Origin of the sequence: Bradyrhizobium sp. 63_E2_N1_3 (assembly GCF_052076005.1) — a bacterium.
Classification (GTDB): Bacteria; Pseudomonadota; Alphaproteobacteria; order Rhizobiales; family Xanthobacteraceae; genus Bradyrhizobium; species Bradyrhizobium barranii.
In genome coordinates this window covers 7,720,297-7,740,002 of record NZ_CP197235.1, presented here as the reverse complement: position 1 = coordinate 7,740,002, position 19,706 = coordinate 7,720,297, and the positions used below count along the sequence as shown (strand labels likewise).

Sequence of the window (19,706 nt, the reverse complement as noted above, 5' to 3'; positions counted from 1 at the left end):
TTGCAGGGAGCTTTGGGATGAACGGTGCGGAAAGCCTGGTGCGGACGATGGTCAAGGGTGGGGTGGATGTCTGCTTCACCAACCCAGGCACCTCCGAGATGCATTTTGTCGCGGCGCTCGACCGCGTGCCGGGCATGCGCTGCGTGCTCGGCCTGTTCGAAGGCGTGGTGACCGGCGCCGCTGACGGCTATTTCCGCATGAAGGGCACGCCCGCCTCGACGCTGCTGCATCTCGGCCCCGGCCTGGCCAATGGCCTGGCCAATCTGCACAACGCCAAGAAGGCGAATTCCGGCATCGTCAACATCGTCGGCCAGCATGCGGTCTACCACATCGACTACAACGCGCCGCTGACCTCCGACATCGAGGGCCTGGCCCGGCCGATGTCGTCCTGGGTCCGCACTTCGCCGGACTCCAAATCGGTTGCAGCTGACGGCGCCGCGGCGATCGCCGCCGCCAAGAGCGCACCGCCACAGATCGCGACCCTGATCCTGCCCGCCGACACCGCCTGGAACGAGGCCGATGGCATCGCCGAGGTACCGGCCGAGCAGCAGCGCGCCAGCTATTCGCCGCAGGCGGTCGAGCGGGCCGCGAAGATCCTGCACGGCGACGGCGAGGGTACGCTGCTGCTGATGACCGGCAGCGCGCTGAGCGAACAGGGCTTGGCGCTGGCCGAGCGTATCGCCGGCAAGACCGGCTGCACGGTGATGGGCCCGACCTTCCGTCCCAAGATGGCGCGCGGCCGCGGCCGCTATTCGATCGACCGCATTCATTACGTGATCGAGAACGCGCTGCCGATGCTGGCGAAGTTCCGGCACATCGTGCTAGTCGAGTCCGATGATCCGGTGGCGTTCTTCGCCTATCCGAACAAGCCGAGCATGCTCAAGCCCGAGGGCTGCGAGGTGCATCGCATGACCTCCTGGGGCGAGAATTCGGTCGCGGCGCTCGAAGCACTGGCCGGCGCGGTGAAGGCGAGCGCGAAGGACGTCAAGCCGCAGGCCTTGGCTGAGCTGGTGAAGCCGACCGGCGCGCTGACTTTTGCCTCGATCGCGCAGGCGATCGCATGCGCCATCCCCGAGAACGCAATCATGGTCGACGAATCCCTGACCACCGGCCGCGGCTTCTTCCCGCCGACGGCGGCGGCCGCTCCGCACGACTGGCTCCAGAACATGGGAGGTTCGATCGGCTTCTCCACGCCGCTGTCGATCGGCGCCGCGATCGCATGTCCGGACCGCAAGGTGATCACCATGGTCGGCGACGGCAGCGCGATGTACACGATCCAGTCGCTGTGGACGCAGGCCCGTGAGAACCTCAACATCGTCACCATCGTGTTCGCCAACCGCATCTACCAGATCCTGCGCGGCGAGTTCGACAATGTCGGCGCCGGCGAGCCCGGCCAGCGCGCCAACGACATGCTGCGGCTTGACCGTCCGACGCTGGACTTCGTCGCGCTGGCGAAGGGCATGGGCGTCCCCGGCCGGGCCGTCACCAATGCCGAAGAGTTCAACAAGGCTCTGGCCGAAGCCGTCGCCGAGCCCGGGCCGCGGCTGATCGAAGTCCAGATGTAGGGCGCAGCATCAGGGAGCGCCGAGGGCCGGGGGGCAAGATGCAGACCGAGCTGAACAAGGTGATCGCGGCGCTCCGGGACTTCTACGCTCACGAAGGATTCTTGTTCGAAAAGGACGTCGGCGAGCGGGCGGTGACGCACCGCTTCGCCGTCTATCTGGAGCGGCAATTCGCCGGCTGGTCAGTCGATTGCAACTACGACCGCCTCGGCGAGCGCACGCTGCATCTGCCGCACGGCACCATCGTCTCCACCGACGATCATCTGGGAAAATCGATCTACCCCGACGTCGTCGTGCATCAGCGCGAGATCCCGAACAACCTGCTCGCCGTCGAGATCCGCAAGGCGAGCAATCACACCTCGCTCGACCACGACCAGCACAAGCTGATGGCGCTGACCGACGCGCATGTCTGGTTCGCGTACTGGATCGGCGTACTGCTGGTGCTGGACAGGCAGCAGGTGACGATTTCGGAAGTCTATGTCAGCGGCGTCGTTGATCAACCGCTGTCGCTATGGTTTGCGGCGCGGCTGGAGGAGAGCGGACTGGGGGCCGCGCATAAAACTGCGTCGTAGCGGGTTGAAGTCCGAATTGAATTCGGACGGCAGCAAGACCCTCCCCGTTCCCTCTCCCTTGTGGGAGGACCGACAGTCACCGCAGCGTCATGGCCGGGCTTGTCCCGGCCATCCACGCCTTGCCACGTGGTACTGAGAACGTGGATGCCCGGGACAAGCCCGGGCATGACGACCTCCCGTGAACTGTCACCACCTCAGTGCAGCGGATCGCCCTGGCCGAGCGCGTAGGCGACGAGGTCCTTCAGCGCGAAGCTGGAGCCGGTCACCGGCGTCCATTGCGGGTCGAGCGACAGCACGGAGGAATGGTCGCCGAACATCATGCCGAGGAAGACCTCGGCCACGATGCGACCGCCGACGGGGCCGAGCTGCGGCGTGTTGATTCCGGTCGCCGGCGCGCCGGTAGCCGGGATCGTCACCGCGGTCTGGAATTGCCGCGCCTCGGCCAGGATGTAGGTCCAGAGCGGGCAATTGCCGGCAAACACCCCGTTCGCGATGGTCGCGATCCCAGTTTGCGGATCGCCCGCGCCGGGCTCGTCGACGGCCTTGCCGACGATGATCTGATCATCCGTCAGCGGCGTCAGGTTCATCGCCTTGGCGACGGCCTGGCCGGACGGCAGGCCGAGCCGCCAGCTGCGCTCGAGATTGCGCAGCGCCAGCGACGACGGATTGGACGCGACCTCCGGCGGCAGCTTGCGCAGCGGATCGACCAGCGATGCGTCGATGCGATAGGCAAACTGCAGTCGCTTCTTGTTGTCAGGATTGGTGTCGTCGTCCTCGACACCATAGGGGCGCGTGTCCAGATCGATGAAGCGGCCCCAATCCATGGCGCGTCCCGGGCCCATGGCGCGGAAGCCGGTCAGCGCGTTCTTGTCGGGATTGTGGGGGTCGGGGAAGATCTGCAATAGCATGTTGTCCGCATCGTTCAGCCGATAACCGGGGCGGATCATGGAATGGCCGAGACGGTAGGCCGCAACCGAGAACTCGACCGGCATGAACGGATAAGTCTTCCAGTGGTAGTGAGCGAGCTTGCTGCGGTCGTATTGGCCCGCGGTCCTCAACTCGTCCAGCACGCTGGCGTGAACGATTCGCGGCAGGAAGTCGTTCAGCACGACGTATTGATAATGGAATCGGACGCGCTGCTGCACGTCCTCGAACGACAGGCTGTCATTATCGTCGACCATGCGGTTGTGAAAGCGCAGCATCAAGGCCTGGAACTGCGAGACGATGCTGTTCTCGTCGTTGCGGGGGTCGCCGATCAGGGCGCGGCCCTTGAAGCGCGGCAGGTCGCTGGCATCGGGCACGCCCGCGCCGGTCAGCTTCTCGCCGAGCCGGAACTTGATGCCGTCATACATGTAGGGCTGATCGTTCGGACCACGGCCGTAGAGATTGTCCAGATCGAGCGACGGCGTGCGGAAGTCGACGAGCCCGTCGGGATCCTGCTGCTTGGTCAGCGAGCTGACCGGATCGAAGGTGATGTCGTGGTCGATGAACTGGCCGAAATAGGTGTAGAGCGCGGGAATGCCGCTCTCCTCCGCGTCCGGCCCGTCCTTCGGACCATCGAAGTCGGCGACCATCTTGTCGGCCAGCGCCGAAAGGTTCGCGACATTGTCGGCGTCGTTCGGACCGAATTTCGCCGGCGTGAGCTTGCGGAACATGCGTCCGAAACGGCCCTGGGAAAGCGGCGAACGCGTTGCGTTCAGACCGCGCGGAACAACGCTGTGGCGGCTGCTCATTGAAAACACCTCCCTGAAAAGTCACGACGTGCAACGAATAAAGCTAAAGTTGTTCGCAACAGAATATGCATGTCACGCTAGATCAGGCGATTGGGTGCCACAAGCGATCTGCTTCACACACTGTGCGGCATCGATGATGTTCCGAAAGGGAGCGTTGCGAACAAGCTGCGGTCGCGCTTTGCAAATTTTTCCCGGAGCGATGACGGATAACATTCTCGTCATCGGCATGCGCGAGCAGCTTCGCGCAAGTGAGTTCGCCGGACTGTCGGCGAAGTGGATCGTCTTCACGCAATAAGTGTGCGCGTCATGCGCGCACGCCGCGATGTCTTCAGTAGGCGTACTGCTGCGAGAACGCGTAGCGCGGATTGATGCCGCAAGAGGCCGACGTGCCGGAGGCGGTGGCGAGGCACTGCTGATAGCTCGCGAACTGGCAGTTGCCGGGATAGCCCCACATGCGTCCCTGCAGGCAATATCGATCGTTTGCAGGATGTGCCTGGGCGGCCGGGGATGCTACGGCGACCAGGGCGGCGAACGATGCGAGAGTGAGGATGATGCGACGCATTTCAATCTCCTTCGAGAGCGGGTGGACGGGAACGTCAGCGAGCTGGGCTCGTCTGAGGCATGTCATGCCTATCTTGGTGTCGGCGGAATGCCGTGCGTTCGCGACATGGCACATCATGACGCAGCCGGCGGCCAGGAATGTGATCTACGCCACAGTTCGCGGTGGGGGCCGGGCCTATCGTGAGAAGACGTGCACGCGTCGATCCCGGAGAATCAGGCTTGTCTCATTCGGATCAGGTATTTTGGAGGTTCTAATGCAAAGGTCATATTTGCTGGCTGCGACAGCAGCGCTGGCGCTTTTCATGCAAATACCGCTCGCGCTGGCCCAGAGTGCGCCGGCCGCCGGTGGAACCGCAGCGCCTACCGCGACGACCACTGCGCCGGCAGCGACGACGACAACGCCGGCCGCGACCAGCGACACCTCCAGCCAGCCGGCCGACTCCAAGAAGAGCGCATCGAAGAAGCCGGCGAAGAAGAAGATGACGCGGCAGCAGGAAATCGATCATTCGGTCGACACCGGCACCGTGCCCGCGCGCTACCGCAGCTCTGTGCCCAAGCAGTACCAGCAGTACATTCCGTTCGATAAGCGGTGACGGGTCTCACGGCGGGCGACGTGATCAGACGTCGGGCCGCCGGTGCCATCGTGGCCTTGGTGTGACGCCTTGTCGTAGCGCCTTAACCAAGCGGAATCCGGCCATACATCCCCAGTGGCGGTCCGCGAGAGCGGTGCTAGAGTAGGCCGAAGCCCCGGGGGGAGAAATGAGCGACGACGTGAAGGATGCTGGCCTTGTGGCCATGATCAGCAGCATCCTGGGAGGCAACAAGCGCGCAGACAGCAGTGCTCCGCCGCCGCTCACCGAGGTTCCGCCGACAGCGCCGACGAACGGGTTCGACCTGGTCGAGCCGTCCACCCCCGATCCTGCACCGGCCGAATCCGACGATGCGCCCGATGCCGTGCCGGCTGCCGCGAAGCCGGTCGAGCGGCCGGCGAAAATCACGACGACGCCTGATGGCAAGAAGCTGCTTCCCGCCGAGGCGATTGCCGATCTGGTGCTTGGCGAGCTGCGCAAGCTGGAGAATTTTCCGGCGACCGGCGCCTCCGTCACGGTCTACGGTTACAAGCACTGGAATGCGATGATCACCTTCGCGCCGTTCTCGACCACGTTCCAGAACGCGACGCGGTTCCGCCAGGCCGTACCGGACCTGGTCTTCAAGCTGCGCCGTTTCGTCGAACTTGAGATATAGTCCGGGACAATCACCGGCTGCTGTTCGGCGCGATTCCCCGTTGTGGGGCGAGGCGCGAGCGGGTGTCCGAAACAGTTCGACAGGATCTTGAATTGAGCGTCGCCTTTACCAAGGAAGAAAGCGCCGAAACCGCGTCCGAGACGCTGCTGCCGGATCGCCCGATCTCGCCTCATCCAAACCTCGTGACGGAAGCAGGCTTGCAGGCGCTGCAGGCGCAGCTGCGCGAGGCGCGCGAGGCCTATGAAGCCGCGCAAGCCATCGAGGACGTCAACGAAAAGCGCCGGCAGTCGGCGGTGCCCTTGCGCGATGCTCGCTATCTGACCGAACGGCTGCGCACGGCGCAGGTCATTCCCGATCCGGCGTCGACCGATGTCGTCGCCTTCGGCAGCACCGTGACCTTCAGCCGCACCGACGGCCGCGTGCAGACCTATCGCATCGTCGGCGAGGACGAAGCGGATCCAAAGGCCGGATCGATCTCGTTCGTGGCGCCGGTTGCGAAGTCGCTGATCGGGAAGGCGGTGGGCGATGTCGTGGGTTCAGGCGCGCAAGAGATCGAGATTCTGTCGATCGCGTAGGGATGCGATCTGAGGCCTGAATGGTGGGCGCGTGAGGATCCAACTCCGACGGCTCTGGCTTCGGATTGGTTGCGCCAACTCCGATCGCGTCACTGGGTCAGTTGCGCTGCCGCGATTCACTTCGCTGTTCAAAAGCCGCGAAGGTCATATAGTGAGGGGTATCAAGACCAATTCATTGCGTGTCAGGCCAAGGGAGCGATCCATGCGGAAGTCCCTATACTTCGTCATCGCAGCCGGTCTCGGCCTATCAGGACCACAAGCTCTGGTCGCGCAAGACGATGTAGATCAGCAGCTCGGCAGCGTTCATTTCCAGACCTCTTGCAACGATGTGGCCCAGCGTCGTTTCGATCGCGGGATGCGCTATCAGCATTCCTACTGGTACGCCAACGCCAAGGAGATCTTCGAGGAAGCCATCAAGGCTGACCCGACATGCAGCATGGCCTATTGGGGCATTGCGCTCACCTACATGGACAATCCGCACAATGCTATTCCAAAGCCGAACCTGGCGCCGGGCCTCGCCGCGATCATGAAGGCCAAGGAGATCGGCGCCGCGACCGAGCGCGAGCGCGACTACATCGATGCGCTGATGGTGATGTATGCCGATTACGACAAGATCCCTCACGTCCAGCGGATGCGCATGCTGCGTGACGCGCAGGCCCGCGTCGCGGCAAAATATCCAGACGACGACGAAGCCCAGATCGCCTACGCCATTACGCTCAATACGTCGGCGGATCTGAACGACAAGACCTATGCGCAGCAAATTAAAGGCGCGGCGATTCTCGAGCCGATCTCCAGGCGGCTGCCGATGCATCCGGGCGTGACGCATTATCTGATCCATCTCTACGACTACCCGGCGCTGGCGCAGAAAGGGCTCGATGCCGCCAATCGTTACGCCAAGATCGCGCCGGCCGCGCCGCACGCCCAGCACATGCCCTCCCACATCTACACGCGCGTCGGCTATTGGAAGGAATCGATCGACTCCAACACTGCTTCCGTGAAAGCCGCGATGGCCGAAAAGTCGGTCGGCAACTACCTGCATGCGCAGGACTACATGGTCTATGCTTACCTGCAGCTCGGCCAGGACAAGCAGGCGCGTGCCGTCATCGACGACATGATCAAGGAGACCGACTTCAAGGCGACGGTCGCGGCGGCAGACTACGCGCTGGCGGCTTCGCCGGCGCGTTATGCGATCGACCGTGGCGATTGGGAGGGTGCCTCGCAGCTGCCGGTCAGGCCGAGCAACCTCAACTTTGCGATGGCGGTAACGCATTTCGCCCGGGCTCTCGGCGCGGCGCGCTCCGGCAAACCGGAAGCCGCCAAGGCCGACATCCAGAAGCTGGCGGAATTGCGCGACAAGCTGCAGGACGCCAAGGACAGTTATTGGTCCGGAATCGTCGACATCCAGCGTCAGGTCGCCGTCGCCTGGGTGCTTTACGCCGAGGGCAAGTATGACGAGGCGCTCAATGCGATGAGCGCCGCGGCGGATGCAGAGGACAAGACGGAAAAGCACGTGATCACGCCCGGACCGCTGGCGCCGGCGCGCGAGCTTTACGGCTTCATGCTGCTCGATCGCGGCATGGCCAAGGAGGCGCTTGCTGCATTCGAGGCAACCAAGGCGAAGGAGCCTAACCGCTTGCACGCTTTCGCGGGGGCGGCCAAGGCGGCCGAAGCCCTTGGTGACAGGGAAGGGGCACGGCAGAACTGTCAGCAGCTCGTAACGCTGACGGCCAGTGCCGATTCGGAACGCCCCGAGGTCGCGGCGGCGAAGCAATACCTCGCCAGCAACTGAGCCGGAACGAGAACGGTGGAATGATGAGAAGGGCAGCCGCCATCGCCGTCGCAGCAATCTCGCTGGGAAGCGCGCTGGCGGCGTCGCTCGTGTGGCTCCATGTGCCACGGCATGCCGCCGCAAATTCCGCCACGCCGGTGTGGCACGAGGTGACTTGGCCGTTCTCGATCGACCAATGGGGCAAGGGAAAGGCGTTCCGGTGCAAGGCTTCCGACTGCGGTGTCGAGGTGACGCTGTACCTGCGCGCCAAGATAGGTTTTTGCAATTGCGCGACGGGCGTCGCCGATGACGAGGACCTCGATCGCATGGGCGATACCGTTCTCCTGGGCGAAGTCTCTCCACGCGGTTCCGGCCATCCCATCAGGATTGCGTCGATGAACGGTCGCAGCCGCGCCTACACGCTCAACTCACGTGGCGCTCCCGGCAAAACGCTGGTGTCGGTCGTCTACAACGAGCGTTGCGACATGATCGCAGCGACCGCTGTCACCGGCTCCGATCGGCCGGAGACCATCGAACCCCGCGTGATCGAGTTTCTGGGCGGCAGCACCGCGATGCACTGGGCTGAGGTCACACTAGGTCTGTGATCGACTGCACCTTCCCGATCGGCGGGCATTTCAATGCGGCGATTGGCCCGCGCAGCCGGGGCGAGGATTGCTATCGACAGGGGCAATCTCATTCGCCTAAACATGAGCCATGCGTTTCCGTTGTCTTGTCCCGATATTGAAGGTCTCCGCCGTGTCCGCGAAACAAAGCGCGGCGGCTGGATGAGGCGGTTTTTGTCGGGGGCGTTGCCGTTCTACGCGCTGGCCGGATTGGCCATGTGCATGTACCTCGTCCTGTACAAGACGAACCTGTTCGACTTGAACGCGATCGTCCAGGGTGCGACCGGTTCGGCATGGTTTCCGGTCTTCATGTTCGCTTGCGTGCTCCTGGAGTCGGTCTTTCCGTATTTCGGCTATTTTCCCGGAACCGCCCTCATCCTGATGTCCGTGGCGCTCAATCCGAAGCCTGCGGATGTCTCCGTTTTCATCGTGGCGTGGGCGGCCATCATCGTGGGCGCCGTTCTGAGTTACGGACAGGCTCGCTTTTTCAGGCCGATGTTGCAGCGGGTTGCCTCAAAAGCGGCAATGAGCCGATGTGAGTCCCTCCTCGACTCCTACGGTCCTTATGCGCGCGTTGCCTTGTTCGTTCATCCCAACGCTTGCGCGATGTATTTCACGGCCCTCGGACTTCTTGGCCGGAACCTGACGCGAGAGCTCGCTTATCTCAGTGTGGGTGCAGCAGCCTCCGTGGGCATTCTGTTCGTCATTGTGACCAGACTGGTGTCGTCCGCAGGCGCCACCGATGATGGGGAATTGCAGGTGCTGCTGGCGGCAGGCCTGGTCGCTATCGGAACCCTCCTCGGTCTCTACGCCGCCTTCCGGCCGGATCGGGCTGCTTGAGGCTTGAATCCGGAAGACTGCGAACCGGCTTTCCGACCAGAGAGCCCGCTTTGAGCTTGGTCGGTCATGATCCATGTGCGGAAGCACCCAAGTCAGAGCCTAAACCAAGGCAGGGTGAGATAGACGCAAGCGATCATCGAGAGGATGGGAATTATCCACACCCATCCCGACCAGAAGTTTCGCACTGAACGTCCGGGTAACGACGCAGCAACGAGGGCGACGATCAGTGCCCCGAGCGCGGCCGTCGCGGCCCACCCGTACCAGTACATCGCTGGAGCTAGAAATCCCATCGCAGGGTCAGCAACGTCTCGCGAATGATGCGTGCCCGCCAGCACGATGCCGAGCGACGGGAAAACGGTGAAAAGAGCAAGGTCCTTTGCGAGTGCAACCACGTAGAGGAAGCCAAATGTCGTCCCGAACGCGAATGCAAAGCGGCGGAACGCAGCCGATAACGTCATGCGCCGAAACCCCTGATGTTGTTTACGACGTGGCCAGTTAGGAAGCCCCACCAGATGACAAAGGCGAGGATCGAGGTGAGCATCGTGCGCGTCTGAGCAGGCTCGTCGGCACGCGGCCGTCGCCAGCAAACCCAGTAGGCTGGTAGCAACGCAAAACCGATAGCGGCGAAGTGCTCCTTGAGGTCGAAGAAGCCCAGGGCTGGCCAATGACCGGCGCGCTCTAACTCTGGCCTGATGTCGACGCGAAAATACAGATAGATGATCCCACCGAGCAGGATGGAGATGGCATACAAGACGACGACGGCGTCGGCGAACCGGGCCGATGACACGGAGCGAAAGCGGCCGAAAAACGAACTGGGGCGCGTTCCCACAGTCGCCCACGTCGCCAAGGTCTGGTGCGTAATCGCGCCAAGCAGTGCAACGGCGACCAAGCCGTGAATAATCAGGAGTACTGTCGCCAGAACCTCACTCCCGGCCTATTGCCCGCTTGCTGTCACGTGAAGAGTTCCTCAGTCCCGAATGGCTCCGCCGACCACGGCCGGAAGCGATTGAGGGTGAACTTCGTCTTCTGGCCGGGTTCAACGTCCACCAGCACGTAGTTGTACTCCTCTTGCGGAGGCTGGCCCTTCCAGTAAAGGTCCCGCGGATAGTCGGCGGGCACCTTGATGCTGGTTCGCCCCGGCAGGATTGGGTCTTGTTCTGCGCCCCCACCGCCCAACATCAGATACTTTACCCCATCTACGTCGTAGATTTCCGTGGTGTGGACGTGCCCGTTCAACACGACCACCTCCATGTCCTTGGCATACGACGCAATCACCTTGTGCGGGTTATCGGGAGCCGGGATCGGGCCTAAGCCTGACCGCGCAAACACGGGATAGTGGAAGACGATAAACGCCTTCCGAATGCCATTGGCCTTGGCCTCGTCCATCCACTTTTGAAGCTGGGTCATCTGCTCGGCATATTTTGGCCGATCAGCGTCCCACAGCGACGGCGAACGGTAATCGTACTTGCCACTCCAGAGATAGATGAAGCGGGTGCCCTTGAAGTCGAATTTGTAGATGAGGTTTTCCGGCGTGACGCCGAATTTTTTCAGATACGGCACAGCCGAAAGTACGCCCTCAATCTTTGGGTCGGCCCACACCTCATGATTACCCACACTCATGAAAAAGCGCCCATCCAGACCGGCTGCGCGCATCTCGTCATCCGGCGCGGGTAGTTTCTTCAACATTGTTTCGTTCACGCGCTTCCAGTATGGGCTGTCACTCACGGTCAAGCCCTGATTGCCCCACCACACAGCGTCACCGCTATTGACCACGAATTTGGCGCGACCGGATTGAACGTCCTTGACGATTTCGCGCGTCACCCATTCGCCGCCCTGCAGCCGGAACATGGTTCGATGCACTCCGGGAAGCAATTTCACGTCTTCAACGGATGCCTCGGTGACCCAACCTTTATCTACCGTCAGGGTCATCACTTCCGTCTTGGATGTAAACGGCATGACGACCTTGATCAGGTCCTTTGTGACCGGATCGAAGATCATCTTCACATCCTTCGCTACGACGGCCTCGGCGACCTTCTCCGGCATGACCAATCCGAACATCTCGACGAAGAACTTGCTGAGGTCCGGTTGTCCCTCTTTCAACGGGAGGTACATCATCGGTCGGGTATCGCCGACCGCAGCGAATGAAAAGCCGCCCCCGATGGAAACGGGTGCTTGCGCGGTTGTTGTTTGGGCCTGCGCGTTGGCAACGAGTGGCACGGAGAATGCGGGCAGTGCTGCGAGTGCGCCTAGAACCAGGCGACGACTGGGCTCGTTAGGCCAAGAGGATTGCATAATGATCACCCCTGATCGAGGAGAGGGAATGAGCCGCCGTATCGGGCGCGCAAACAGCCCGATTTGCCGACCGCTTTCCCGTGGACCTTCAGCGGCGGGTAAGCTTGATATAGATCAACGTCCTCATCTGCCGTAGCAGCGAGCACGTAGAGCGGCGGCTGGCAGCTATTCTGGCCGCGGACGCTTGCGGGCATCGCAGGTGTGCAGAAATACAGCGGCAAGGACGTGGCGAACCCACACAGGTGGCGAGCATGATGTCGATGAAATTGCCGCTGTGGCTTCGCTTTTTCCTGCTCGTCGGCGTCGTCGCCTTTGCGGCAGGCGCGGGTCTCCTTGCCTATCGGTACTACAGCCGCCCGGTAACGCTGACTGTGGCGGTCGGCTCGCTCGACGGCGAGGCAGCGAAGGCAATGTCAGCGATAGCAGGCGAGTTCGTTTCAGCGAACGCGCCGGTCCGGCTCAAGGTCATCGACAGCGGCACCGCGCTCGAGGCCGCTGCGGCTTTCTCCGCGGGCAAGGTCGATCTCGCTGTGGTTCGCGGCGATGTCGGCGACTTGTCGCAGGCGCAAGCCGTCGTCGTCGTCAGCCATATGGTCGTACTGATCATCGCGCCGCCGGGATCGTCCATCGACAGCATTGCCAACCTGAAGGGACGCACGGTCGGCGTGGTCGGCGGAGCAGTGAACGCCAAAATTGTCGATGTGTTGACCAAGGGATACGATCTGGCGGGCGCAAAAGTTGTCTTCAAGAACCTTGCTTTGACGGATGTCCGGCAAGCCATTCAGTCGAAGCAAGTCGGCGCCCTGCTTGTCGTGATCCCGCTCGCCGAAAAATACCTCTCGCTCGTTCGCGGATTTTTTCAGCTTGACCGTAAAAAGACCCCGGTACTGATCCCAATCGAGTCCGCGGGGGCAATTGCAGAGAATGAGCGCGCTTTTGAAAGCTTCGACGTCCCGAAGGGCACACTGCGGGGATCGCCGCCGGTCCCGGAAGATGACCTGACGACTCTGAGGACCTCGCTATATCTGGTTGCGCAAAAGAAGCTTGGCACTGATCTGGTAACCGACCTCACGGAGGCGATCATGAGCGCGCGCAGGAATCTTCTGCGTGAGCAGCCGATTTTCGCGCAGATCACCGCGCCCAGCACCGACCAGGATGCCTACCTTCCGCTGCACCCTGGCGCCGCAGCCGTCTACAACAGCACCACGCAAAGCTTCATGGATGAGTACGGCAACTGGATCTATTTGACGCCGATGGTACTGGGTGGCGCTGCCACCATGCTTGCGGCGGCGTGGAAATTCCTGGGCCTCGGCAGCCGCGCAGCCGAAGGCCCGCTCGATTCTCTCTACGCCCTGGCGCGCCGGATTCGGAAAGTCGATACAGAGGCTGAACTTTCGGATATCGAAGACGAAATCGACCGCATTCTAAAGGTGGAGCTCGCCAAATCCGCTGCTGGAGACGAGAGCGCGGTGGATGATGCCACATTGAACGTGGCAGCCCACCGGCTGGAGAGCTTGATTCACGACCGACGCACATTGATCGCCAAGGGACCCGCAGTTGCCTCCGCGGCGAAGGCGACACAGCGCTAAGTCACGACACGCCTCGCAACACAGTGGTGAATCATGAATGCAATCGCGCTATCGTGCATCACGTTTCTATGCATCTCAGGCGGTGCCCTGCTCGGTATGTTCCTTCCTGGGCATCACCTGAGCACGGATGACAAGGATGTGGTCAGGCTGGGCACGGGCCTCATCGGGACGATAGCCGCGCTTGTCCTCGGCCTGCTGATCGCCTCGGCGAAGGGCTCATACGACACGCAGAGCACTCAAGTCACGCAGATGACGAGCAATGTTGTCCTGCTCGACAATCTGCTGGCGCAGTACGGACCGGAGGCGAATGACGAACGCAACCTTTTGCGGCGGGCCATCGTTGTTTTAGCCGATCGAATGTGGCGCGAGAAAAGTTCCGAGGTTGCCAAGGCGAACCCCTTCGAGGCGAGCGCCGCAAGCGAAGCATTCTTTGCGAAGCTTCAGCAGCTTTCGCCGCAGAACGATTCCCAACGCTCCCTGCAAGCCAGGGCCCTACAGATCGCCACCGACATTGCGCAAACCCGCCTGTCGCTGTTCGCACAGACGAACAACTCGATCCCTATGCCGTTCCTGGTGGTGCTGATTTTCTGGCTCACCATCATCTTTGGAAGCTTCGGCCTGTTTGCCAAACCCAGCGCAACCGTTTTCGGCTCGCTGTTCGTTTTTGCACTGTCGGCCGCCGGGGCGATCTACCTGGTCCTGGAGCTGGGTCAGCCATTTGCGGGTTTGATGCAAATTTCCAGCGCGCCACTGCGCGACGCCCTCACGCCGCTCGGCCCCTAAGCCATTCGCATGATCGAGATTGCCGGCCAGAGCGAGCCCCGACGGTTATCGTGGTCGTCGCGACCTGCTGCCGCGGCTTTTCGAATTGATCAAGGTGCGCATTGTGCTGAGATGTCCGAATCTGGCCCATGTCGGTCGGCTGATTTCTGCTTGCGAGGGCAAAGCGGACGTTTGGGAAATTAGCGAGGTCGACTAGGGGCCAGAAGCGGAATAGAAGCGGCCTAATCGTATGATGGACAGACGACAGGCAAAGGCGCCGCACCTCGTTTTCGGTGCGGATAGCCTGTGCAGAAATTCTTGACACAGTCCGGGTTTTTCCCGGTCCCACATTTCTTGCATCTCTCCACGCAGTCCTCGTAAGTGACCCCCGGGTGAACTTGCTGAATTAGCGGAGGCTGCGGGGGGGTCTGAGTCTGAGCGAATGCCGGAGCAAGCAAGAGCCCAAAGAGTAGCAACGCGACGAGGCGCTTCATGTGGGCGTGCTCCCTTTTCTGCGGACGAGCTTACGCAGTGTTGCCGCGTTGCTCGGCAGCGGCCGCACGAAGTTAGCATGTCACTCCACGTGCGCACCTGCTGGCGGCACGTCGGGTGGGAGTCCTGATGCAAGCACCATTCGCAGTGCGGCGCATACCCGGTCCGCATGCTTCGCGGACTTGGATGACAATCCCGTCCGGCTGTTGAAGGGGTATCAGGGGCATGGCCTGCGCCGATGACGCCAAGGCCAGTGCGAAGGCAACAGCAAATAACCTGATCATTGTTGCTCTCCTGTTGAAGTCGCCCAAAACAGGGTAGTCGCCCTTAAGCGCGCATCGGCGCACATCTGGGGCCGGAGGTCGTTGATCTGGATCAACGAGCGTAGTCTGCCGAAGCGGGGCAAGGGCGTGCCGCCACTCGCTGATGGGCCAAAGGGCGACATTGGATGACGTGAGGTGCTGACGACGCTCGGTCAGGGCTAACAGCGTCGCTTGAGCATCGTATTGCTCCTGCGCGAGCTGCAGTTGGGCCTTCGCCTTTGCGGTCGTCGCCGAGGCCTGATCAACGGACGCCCCGAGCTGGACGACATTGGCCTCCGCGTCCGCGAGCCCCGCCCGCTTTTCCTCGACGATATATTCGTAAGGCTTGGGATCGATCCTGAAAAAAACTTCGCCGGCTTCGAGGTGCTGGTTAGTGCGCCCGGCGCGGATGTTGAAAACCTGAACGCCGCCTGCGCGGTGGCGTTAGAGATGAGTCGCGTGGCCGCGATCTATTGCCGAAAGCGATACTCTCGCTGCTCGTCACCCTGATACTAACGCAACACGACCGCGTTCCCATCCCTCGTTTGCCAAAACTGGAGCTAAGGGATGGCGCTTGTCATTAATGGTGGCCGCCCGATCCTCCGCCCGGCATAGGCAAGGGAGACTGGGATTGCGTAGGCTGCGAGCGTGACGCCGGCGATGATGTCGGAAGGCAGCCAGGCCGCGGAATAATCTGCGAGCCAGCGGGTCGGTGGCAGCCAGGACAGCCACGAAGTCTGCCGCTCGACGCTGCCCGTTGGTTCTGTCGCGTCGGCCATCATGCCAAGCCTTTCGGCTGGTGGGACGGCAACGTTGACGACGCTGCGCAGCGATCGCTTGATCCAAGTCAAGGCCCTTGAGGCTTCCCGATCGAAAAATGAGGCATAGACCGGGGTTCGAAAACCGGGGTTCACGATGGACATTGCCAGCCACAGATCAGAGGCCAGGACGAGGCCGACTGCCGGCACAACACCCCACATCGTTTTCCCAAGCGATCGCGCTGCCGCCGGCAAGGCTCTGCGCGACAGGCTCGCGCGCGAGCAACAGGGTCGCTGGAAGCCATCCAGGGAGCGGCCGAATCCCCTCGACATCCTGCTCAAATCGGACGCCGGCCGGGTCAAGAAGCTGATACCGATCCGCTATGGCCGGATGCTGCAATCGCCGTTCGCATTCTTTCGTGGCTCCGCGGGTGTGATGGCCGCGGATTTGGCGCGGACGCCGAGCACCGGACTGAATGTGCAGGCGTGTGGCGACTGCCACCTCGCGAATTTCGGGGGCTTTGCCACCCCCGAGCGACATATCATTTTCGACATCAACGATTTCGATGAGACGTTGCCGGCCCCGTGGGAATGGGACGTCAAGCGTCTCGCCGCCTCGGTGGTGCTCGCCGCACGATCGATCGGATTGTCCGACGTCACGGGCCGCGATTGCGCGATGGCTGCCGCGCGCGGCTATCGCGAACACATGCGCGGATTCTCCAGGATGGATCCACTCGCCGTATGGTACGCGAACATCCCCGCCGAGGATTTGATGGCGATCGCGCCGAAGAGTGCGCGAAAACACCTGCAGCGGCGGATTGACCATGCCGCCGCGGACCGGGGCTCGGAGCTGGATTTTCCCAAGCTTGCCGGCAGCATCGGCGGACAAATCCGCATCATGGAGCAACCTCCGCTCATCTTTCACCCGGATGTGGCTCGCGCTTCTGATTTCCTGTCGGCGCTCGAAGGGATCCTGCGTATCTACCGGGATTCGCTGCCCGATGACCGGCGTCAGCTATTCGACCGCTACCGGCTGGTCGACGCCGCCATCAAGGTGGTCGGCGTTGGAAGCGTGGGTCGGCGATGCTGGATCGTCCTCATGATGTCGGAGCCCAACAGTCCGCTGTTTCTGCAGGTGAAGGAAGCGGCGCATTCCGTTCTGGAGTCCTATGCGGGAAAGAGCGTCTATCGTCATCACGGGCAGCGCGTTGTGATGGGTCAGCGCCTGATGCAGCCCGCCTCAGATATTTTCCTCGGCTGGCTCACGGGCTCTCGCGACCGTCAGTTCTACGTGCGGCAGCTGCGCGACGCCAAAATCAAGCCCCTGATCGAAACTTTCGACGCGAAAGTTCTGGAGGTCTATGCGGGCGCCTGCGGTTGGGTGCTCGCGCGTGCACATGCCAAGGTCAGCGAGATATCGGCGACGATCAGCGGGTATCTCGGCTCATCCAGCGACGAATTCGACCAAGCCATGGGCCACTTTGCGGTTTCCTATGCCGACCAGGCCGAGCGCGACCATGCGACCCTAAAAGCTGCTGTGAAGAAAGGCGACATCAGGGTTTATCTGGAATCCTAGCAACAGTGCTGCGCTGCGGACCAGCAAAGATCTCAGCGGCAGACGTAAGAGCCGTTGACTAGCACGCGCACGCAGGCCGTGCCGGCAGCGGCTGCACCTACGGCAGCGCCGCCAACGACTGCCCGTCGCGTCTGTCGACGCGCAACGCCCGCAACGCTGACAGGGGTCAGCGGGCGACCGACCCGCGCCTGAGCGCTCTCGACAGATAGCGAGACGCCGCCTTGCTCGGACCAGCCGAAAGTAAGCAACACCCCGCCCATCAAGGCGGCAGCTGCGACGGCAAACGTTCCCGTCCGTTTCATAGGCTTTCTCCGTTACGCAACTAATCCCAGTGCATCTTGCTCGCGCGAGCTTCGCCAGACTTGATTCAGATCAAGGGGGCCATCGCAAAGCTCCGGCTCCGGTAGTAACCAAGGGCTAATCTGAAGATTGGAGCGACTTCGGCTCTTTGAGGCCGAGGGCGTTCGTCTGAAAACGCCGAACCCACACGACCTCCGGTCGCCTCAGTCTTCAGGGATGGACATGAATCCTCCCGAGGTCCGCGGTGGGTCAAAAGCCGACCTCGGGTGAATGACCGCTTTTGGCAAAGCGGACGTTCGCACGCCTCGCAAGGGAGCTTTCAGCGACTCTTGGAATCTAGGATCAATGCTGGGCGCACATGGGTCGAACCATGGGCCTCTCGCGTGTCAAGGCGGGCTAGTCGCAGGGGGGGCGGGCCTCTCCTTGGATGATGCCATCATGCCGGTGTTTTGCCCGACGCGTCAATCGAATTTCGGAAAAGGCGTAACCCATTGATCCGACTGACGGCGGCTACTGTGCATGGGGTTGTTTTCGACATTTTTGATTGAGCCGGTCCACGAGCGCCGCGAGGCGTCGACGATGGTCCGCAATCTGGAGGGTTCAGGAAGATGGATGGTGGGCGCACAAGGGATCGAACCTTGGACCTCTCCCGTGTGAAGGGAACGCTCTCCCGCTGAGCTATGCGCCCGGGACCATCATGCCGACGGCCGGACTTTCGGCCGGCCGGCACATCGGAGCCCGCGATTTAGAAGTGCGGGCCAAAGGTGTCAAGTTTCCAGGCGCCTCGAGGCCGGAAAACCTTGCGTCAATCACGCGATTCGCGCGCGAAACCGTGGTTTGGGCCGCTTATGCGCCCTGCTGGCGGGCGCGGGAGGCGTGGGCCTGCAGCGCGCGGATGCGCTCGGCGAGCGTTCCGCCGCCCTCGGGCAGGGTGATTGCGGCCGCGCCATTGCCGGCGGCGTCATTGGCCGGGCGGGGCGCCGGTTTCGGGGGCTGGCCGGCCTCGGCCGCCAGCAGGGCCTCGATCGGCGAGTTCGGGCCTTCGAGCTGCATCGCGAGCTTCGCGACCTCGGCGGCGATGTCGTTGATGCGTTCGCGTAGCAATGCATTCTCCATGCGCTCGGTCGCCCAGGAACTCTCCGCCTGCTGCTGGATCGCATTGATGTCGCGCTGGAGTTTTGCGCGCTCGTCGCGCGCGGTGCGCAGCTGCTCCTCCAGCGCGGTCTTTTCCGCGCGGAGCGATTCGAACGCCGCCGACGATTTGCCGCCGCTTAAGCCGGCGATCTCGACGCGCAGCTCCTTGATGGTGCGATCATTGCCCTCATTGGCCTGGCGGAGCTGGTTGTTCTCGTAGTCGCGCTCGGCGAGCAGCTTGCCCTGCGTGGCGAGGCGGCCTTCGAGATCGGCGACGCGGCCCGACAGCATCTCGGCCTCTTTCACCTGCACGATCAGCTGGCGATCGAGCTCGGTGACGCGCTGGCTCAGATTCTCGACACGGCCGCGCGCATCGCCGAGCTCGCGGGAGGCGGTCTCGGATTCGGTCCGCTCCTGCGTCAGCCGCGCCTGCGTGGCGGCAAATTCCTTCTCGGCGTCGCCGACGCGATTTTTCAAGTTCTCGATCTGCGCGCGCACCGCGACCAGCTCGACCTGCCGGCTCTCCGCCATCATCGAGCGGTCGGACAGCTCGGAATTAATTTTTGCGAGCTCGCCCTGCTTGTCGGTCAGCGCGTTCTCGGCGGCGCGCAGGGCCTCGGTCTTGGCGCTGAATTCCTCTTCGGTGGCGCGGAGCTGCTCCTTCACCGCCTTCTCGCGCGCCTCCAGCGCGAAGATCGTGGCGTTCTTCTCGCCGAGCTCGATCTTCATGCGGTTGATGGCGTCGCTCTTCTTGCCGAGCTCGGCAAGCTGGCTCGTGGTCTTGTTCTTGAGCTGGTCGACGCTCATCTCGAGCCGCCGCGCCGACATGGCGAATTCGGCCCGGAGCTGGTCCTTGTCGGCCTGGATCTCGGCCATCGAGAGCGGCGTGGCGGCCTCGAGCCGGCGCGTGGTCAGGCGGACCGCGCGGTTATGCACCAGCGGCACGATGGCAAGCCCGCACAGCATCGAGAGCAGGAAGCCGATCGCCAGGTACATGATCGGTTCGACCATGGGGCCAGAAC

Annotated in this window: 19 protein-coding genes, 1 tRNA gene and 1 pseudogene; 12 read left to right on the top strand and 9 right to left on the bottom strand. The window is 62.4% G+C overall.

Features of this window, described 5'->3' with window-relative positions; translation table 11 throughout:
- The first annotated feature begins 17 nt into the window (after window positions 1-17).
- On the top strand, window positions 18-1,565 hold the full coding sequence (locus AB7531_RS36720; protein ID WP_028151250.1) for an acetolactate synthase large subunit: 1,548 nt from the start codon (window positions 18-20) through the stop codon (window positions 1,563-1,565).
- 38 nt (window positions 1,566-1,603) lie between these two features.
- Window positions 1,604-2,134: a hypothetical protein gene (locus AB7531_RS36715; protein WP_063985415.1), complete on the top strand. Its 531-nt coding sequence runs from the start codon at window positions 1,604-1,606 to the stop codon at window positions 2,132-2,134.
- Window positions 2,135-2,328: 194 nt separating this feature from the next.
- Here the strand turns inward: AB7531_RS36715 and AB7531_RS36710 are convergent, their stop codons facing one another.
- The gene (locus tag AB7531_RS36710) at window positions 2,329-3,867 is read right to left on the bottom strand and encodes a peroxidase family protein (RefSeq protein WP_231143615.1); all 1,539 of its coding nucleotides are present in this window, start codon (window positions 3,865-3,867) and stop codon (window positions 2,329-2,331) included.
- A 328-nt stretch (window positions 3,868-4,195) separates the two neighbouring features.
- Window positions 4,196-4,429: a DUF3551 domain-containing protein gene (locus AB7531_RS36705; RefSeq protein ID WP_028151247.1), complete on the bottom strand. Its 234-nt coding sequence runs from the start codon at window positions 4,427-4,429 to the stop codon at window positions 4,196-4,198.
- Between the two features lie 253 nt (window positions 4,430-4,682).
- Between AB7531_RS36705 and AB7531_RS36700 the strand changes: the two genes are divergently transcribed.
- The 6 genes from AB7531_RS36700 to AB7531_RS36675 all read left to right on the top strand — a co-directional run bounded on the left by AB7531_RS36700 (window position 4,683) and on the right by AB7531_RS36675 (window position 9,479).
- Window positions 4,683-5,021, top strand: a complete 339-nt coding sequence (locus AB7531_RS36700; RefSeq protein WP_063985413.1) for a hypothetical protein — start codon at window positions 4,683-4,685, stop codon at window positions 5,019-5,021.
- A gap of 166 nt (window positions 5,022-5,187) precedes the next feature.
- Complete coding sequence (locus AB7531_RS36695) at window positions 5,188-5,673, top strand: hypothetical protein (protein ID WP_063985412.1); 486 nt, start codon at window positions 5,188-5,190, stop codon at window positions 5,671-5,673.
- Window positions 5,674-5,765: 92 nt separating this feature from the next.
- Window positions 5,766-6,248 carry a transcription elongation factor GreA gene (gene greA / locus AB7531_RS36690; protein WP_063985411.1) on the top strand — a complete coding sequence of 161 codons (483 nt, stop codon included), beginning with the start codon at window positions 5,766-5,768 and terminating at the stop codon, window positions 6,246-6,248.
- A gap of 202 nt (window positions 6,249-6,450) precedes the next feature.
- A complete protein-coding gene (locus tag AB7531_RS36685) occupies window positions 6,451-8,037 on the top strand; it encodes a tetratricopeptide repeat protein (RefSeq protein WP_063985410.1) in 1,587 nt (528 codons plus the stop codon).
- 20 nt (window positions 8,038-8,057) lie between these two features.
- Window positions 8,058-8,621 (top strand): hypothetical protein, encoded by a 564-nt coding sequence (locus AB7531_RS36680; RefSeq protein ID WP_084795301.1) that lies wholly within the window; start codon window positions 8,058-8,060, stop codon window positions 8,619-8,621.
- Between the two features lie 180 nt (window positions 8,622-8,801).
- Complete coding sequence (locus AB7531_RS36675; RefSeq protein ID WP_063986683.1) at window positions 8,802-9,479, top strand: hypothetical protein; 678 nt, start codon at window positions 8,802-8,804, stop codon at window positions 9,477-9,479.
- A gap of 92 nt (window positions 9,480-9,571) precedes the next feature.
- On the opposite strand, the gene AB7531_RS36670 is transcribed toward AB7531_RS36675, so the two are convergent.
- The 3 genes from AB7531_RS36670 to AB7531_RS36660 all read right to left on the bottom strand — a co-directional run bounded on the left by AB7531_RS36670 (window position 9,572) and on the right by AB7531_RS36660 (window position 11,696).
- A complete protein-coding gene (locus AB7531_RS36670; RefSeq protein ID WP_063985409.1) occupies window positions 9,572-9,937 on the bottom strand; it encodes a hypothetical protein in 366 nt (121 codons plus the stop codon).
- A complete protein-coding gene (locus tag AB7531_RS36665; protein WP_071909693.1) occupies window positions 9,934-10,368 on the bottom strand; it encodes a hypothetical protein in 435 nt (144 codons plus the stop codon). The genes AB7531_RS36670 and AB7531_RS36665 overlap by 4 nt, the downstream gene beginning before the upstream one ends.
- A 62-nt stretch (window positions 10,369-10,430) precedes the next feature.
- A complete protein-coding gene (locus AB7531_RS36660; protein ID WP_231143614.1) occupies window positions 10,431-11,696 on the bottom strand; it encodes a metallophosphoesterase family protein in 1,266 nt (421 codons plus the stop codon).
- Window positions 11,697-12,022: 326 nt separating this feature from the next.
- Here AB7531_RS36660 and AB7531_RS36655 point away from each other — a divergent pair, with 326 nt between their 5' ends.
- From AB7531_RS36655 to AB7531_RS36645, 3 genes are all read left to right on the top strand, one after another.
- On the top strand, window positions 12,023-13,360 hold the full coding sequence (locus tag AB7531_RS36655) for a TAXI family TRAP transporter solute-binding subunit (protein WP_063985407.1): 1,338 nt from the start codon (window positions 12,023-12,025) through the stop codon (window positions 13,358-13,360).
- A gap of 33 nt (window positions 13,361-13,393) precedes the next feature.
- Window positions 13,394-14,143 carry a bestrophin-like domain gene (locus AB7531_RS36650; protein ID WP_063985406.1) on the top strand — a complete coding sequence of 250 codons (750 nt, stop codon included), beginning with the start codon at window positions 13,394-13,396 and terminating at the stop codon, window positions 14,141-14,143.
- A 965-nt stretch (window positions 14,144-15,108) separates the two neighbouring features.
- On the top strand, window positions 15,109-15,426 hold the full coding sequence (locus AB7531_RS36645) for a hypothetical protein (protein ID WP_187387814.1): 318 nt from the start codon (window positions 15,109-15,111) through the stop codon (window positions 15,424-15,426).
- A 74-nt stretch (window positions 15,427-15,500) separates the two neighbouring features.
- Here AB7531_RS36645 and AB7531_RS36640 read toward each other — a convergent pair.
- A pseudogene (locus AB7531_RS36640) lies at window positions 15,501-15,695 on the bottom strand (SulP family inorganic anion transporter); the annotation flags it as partial.
- Window positions 15,696-15,831: 136 nt separating this feature from the next.
- Here AB7531_RS36640 and AB7531_RS36635 point away from each other — a divergent pair.
- Entirely contained in the window at window positions 15,832-17,250 is a 1,419-nt protein-coding gene (locus AB7531_RS36635; RefSeq protein WP_084795299.1) for a DUF2252 domain-containing protein, read from the top strand.
- Window positions 17,251-17,282: 32 nt separating this feature from the next.
- On the opposite strand, the gene AB7531_RS36630 is transcribed toward AB7531_RS36635, so the two are convergent.
- The 3 genes from AB7531_RS36630 to AB7531_RS36620 all read right to left on the bottom strand — a co-directional run bounded on the left by AB7531_RS36630 (window position 17,283) and on the right by AB7531_RS36620 (window position 19,695).
- Window positions 17,283-17,552, bottom strand: a complete 270-nt coding sequence (locus tag AB7531_RS36630; protein ID WP_084795298.1) for a hypothetical protein — start codon at window positions 17,550-17,552, stop codon at window positions 17,283-17,285.
- 611 nt (window positions 17,553-18,163) lie between these two features.
- A tRNA-Val gene (locus AB7531_RS36625) sits at window positions 18,164-18,238 on the bottom strand.
- A gap of 158 nt (window positions 18,239-18,396) precedes the next feature.
- Complete coding sequence (locus tag AB7531_RS36620) at window positions 18,397-19,695, bottom strand: hypothetical protein (RefSeq protein WP_063985401.1); 1,299 nt, start codon at window positions 19,693-19,695, stop codon at window positions 18,397-18,399.
- Between the last annotated feature and the right edge of the window lie 11 nt (window positions 19,696-19,706).

Bases quoted from the DNA above. Each gene is read 5' to 3' on its own strand.
- AB7531_RS36720 (WP_028151250.1), top strand. From the start codon at position 18: ATGAACGGTGCGGAAAGCCTGGTGCGGACGATGGTCAAGGGTGGGGTG.
- AB7531_RS36715 (WP_063985415.1), top strand. From the start codon at position 1,604: ATGCAGACCGAGCTGAACAAGGTGATCGCGGCGCTCCGGGACTTCTAC.
- AB7531_RS36710 (WP_231143615.1), bottom strand. From the start codon at position 3,867: ATGAGCAGCCGCCACAGCGTTGTTCCGCGCGGTCTGAACGCAACGCGT.
- AB7531_RS36705 (WP_028151247.1), bottom strand. From the start codon at position 4,429: ATGCGTCGCATCATCCTCACTCTCGCATCGTTCGCCGCCCTGGTCGCC.
- AB7531_RS36700 (WP_063985413.1), top strand. From the start codon at position 4,683: ATGCAAAGGTCATATTTGCTGGCTGCGACAGCAGCGCTGGCGCTTTTC.
- AB7531_RS36695 (WP_063985412.1), top strand. From the start codon at position 5,188: ATGAGCGACGACGTGAAGGATGCTGGCCTTGTGGCCATGATCAGCAGC.
- AB7531_RS36685 (WP_063985410.1), top strand. From the start codon at position 6,451: ATGCGGAAGTCCCTATACTTCGTCATCGCAGCCGGTCTCGGCCTATCA.
- AB7531_RS36680 (WP_084795301.1), top strand. From the start codon at position 8,058: ATGATGAGAAGGGCAGCCGCCATCGCCGTCGCAGCAATCTCGCTGGGA.
- AB7531_RS36675 (WP_063986683.1), top strand. From the start codon at position 8,802: ATGAGGCGGTTTTTGTCGGGGGCGTTGCCGTTCTACGCGCTGGCCGGA.
- AB7531_RS36670 (WP_063985409.1), bottom strand. From the start codon at position 9,937: ATGACGTTATCGGCTGCGTTCCGCCGCTTTGCATTCGCGTTCGGGACG.
- AB7531_RS36655 (WP_063985407.1), top strand. From the start codon at position 12,023: ATGATGTCGATGAAATTGCCGCTGTGGCTTCGCTTTTTCCTGCTCGTC.
- AB7531_RS36650 (WP_063985406.1), top strand. From the start codon at position 13,394: ATGAATGCAATCGCGCTATCGTGCATCACGTTTCTATGCATCTCAGGC.
- AB7531_RS36635 (WP_084795299.1), top strand. From the start codon at position 15,832: ATGGACATTGCCAGCCACAGATCAGAGGCCAGGACGAGGCCGACTGCC.
- AB7531_RS36630 (WP_084795298.1), bottom strand. From the start codon at position 17,552: ATGAAACGGACGGGAACGTTTGCCGTCGCAGCTGCCGCCTTGATGGGC.
- AB7531_RS36620 (WP_063985401.1), bottom strand. From the start codon at position 19,695: ATGGTCGAACCGATCATGTACCTGGCGATCGGCTTCCTGCTCTCGATG.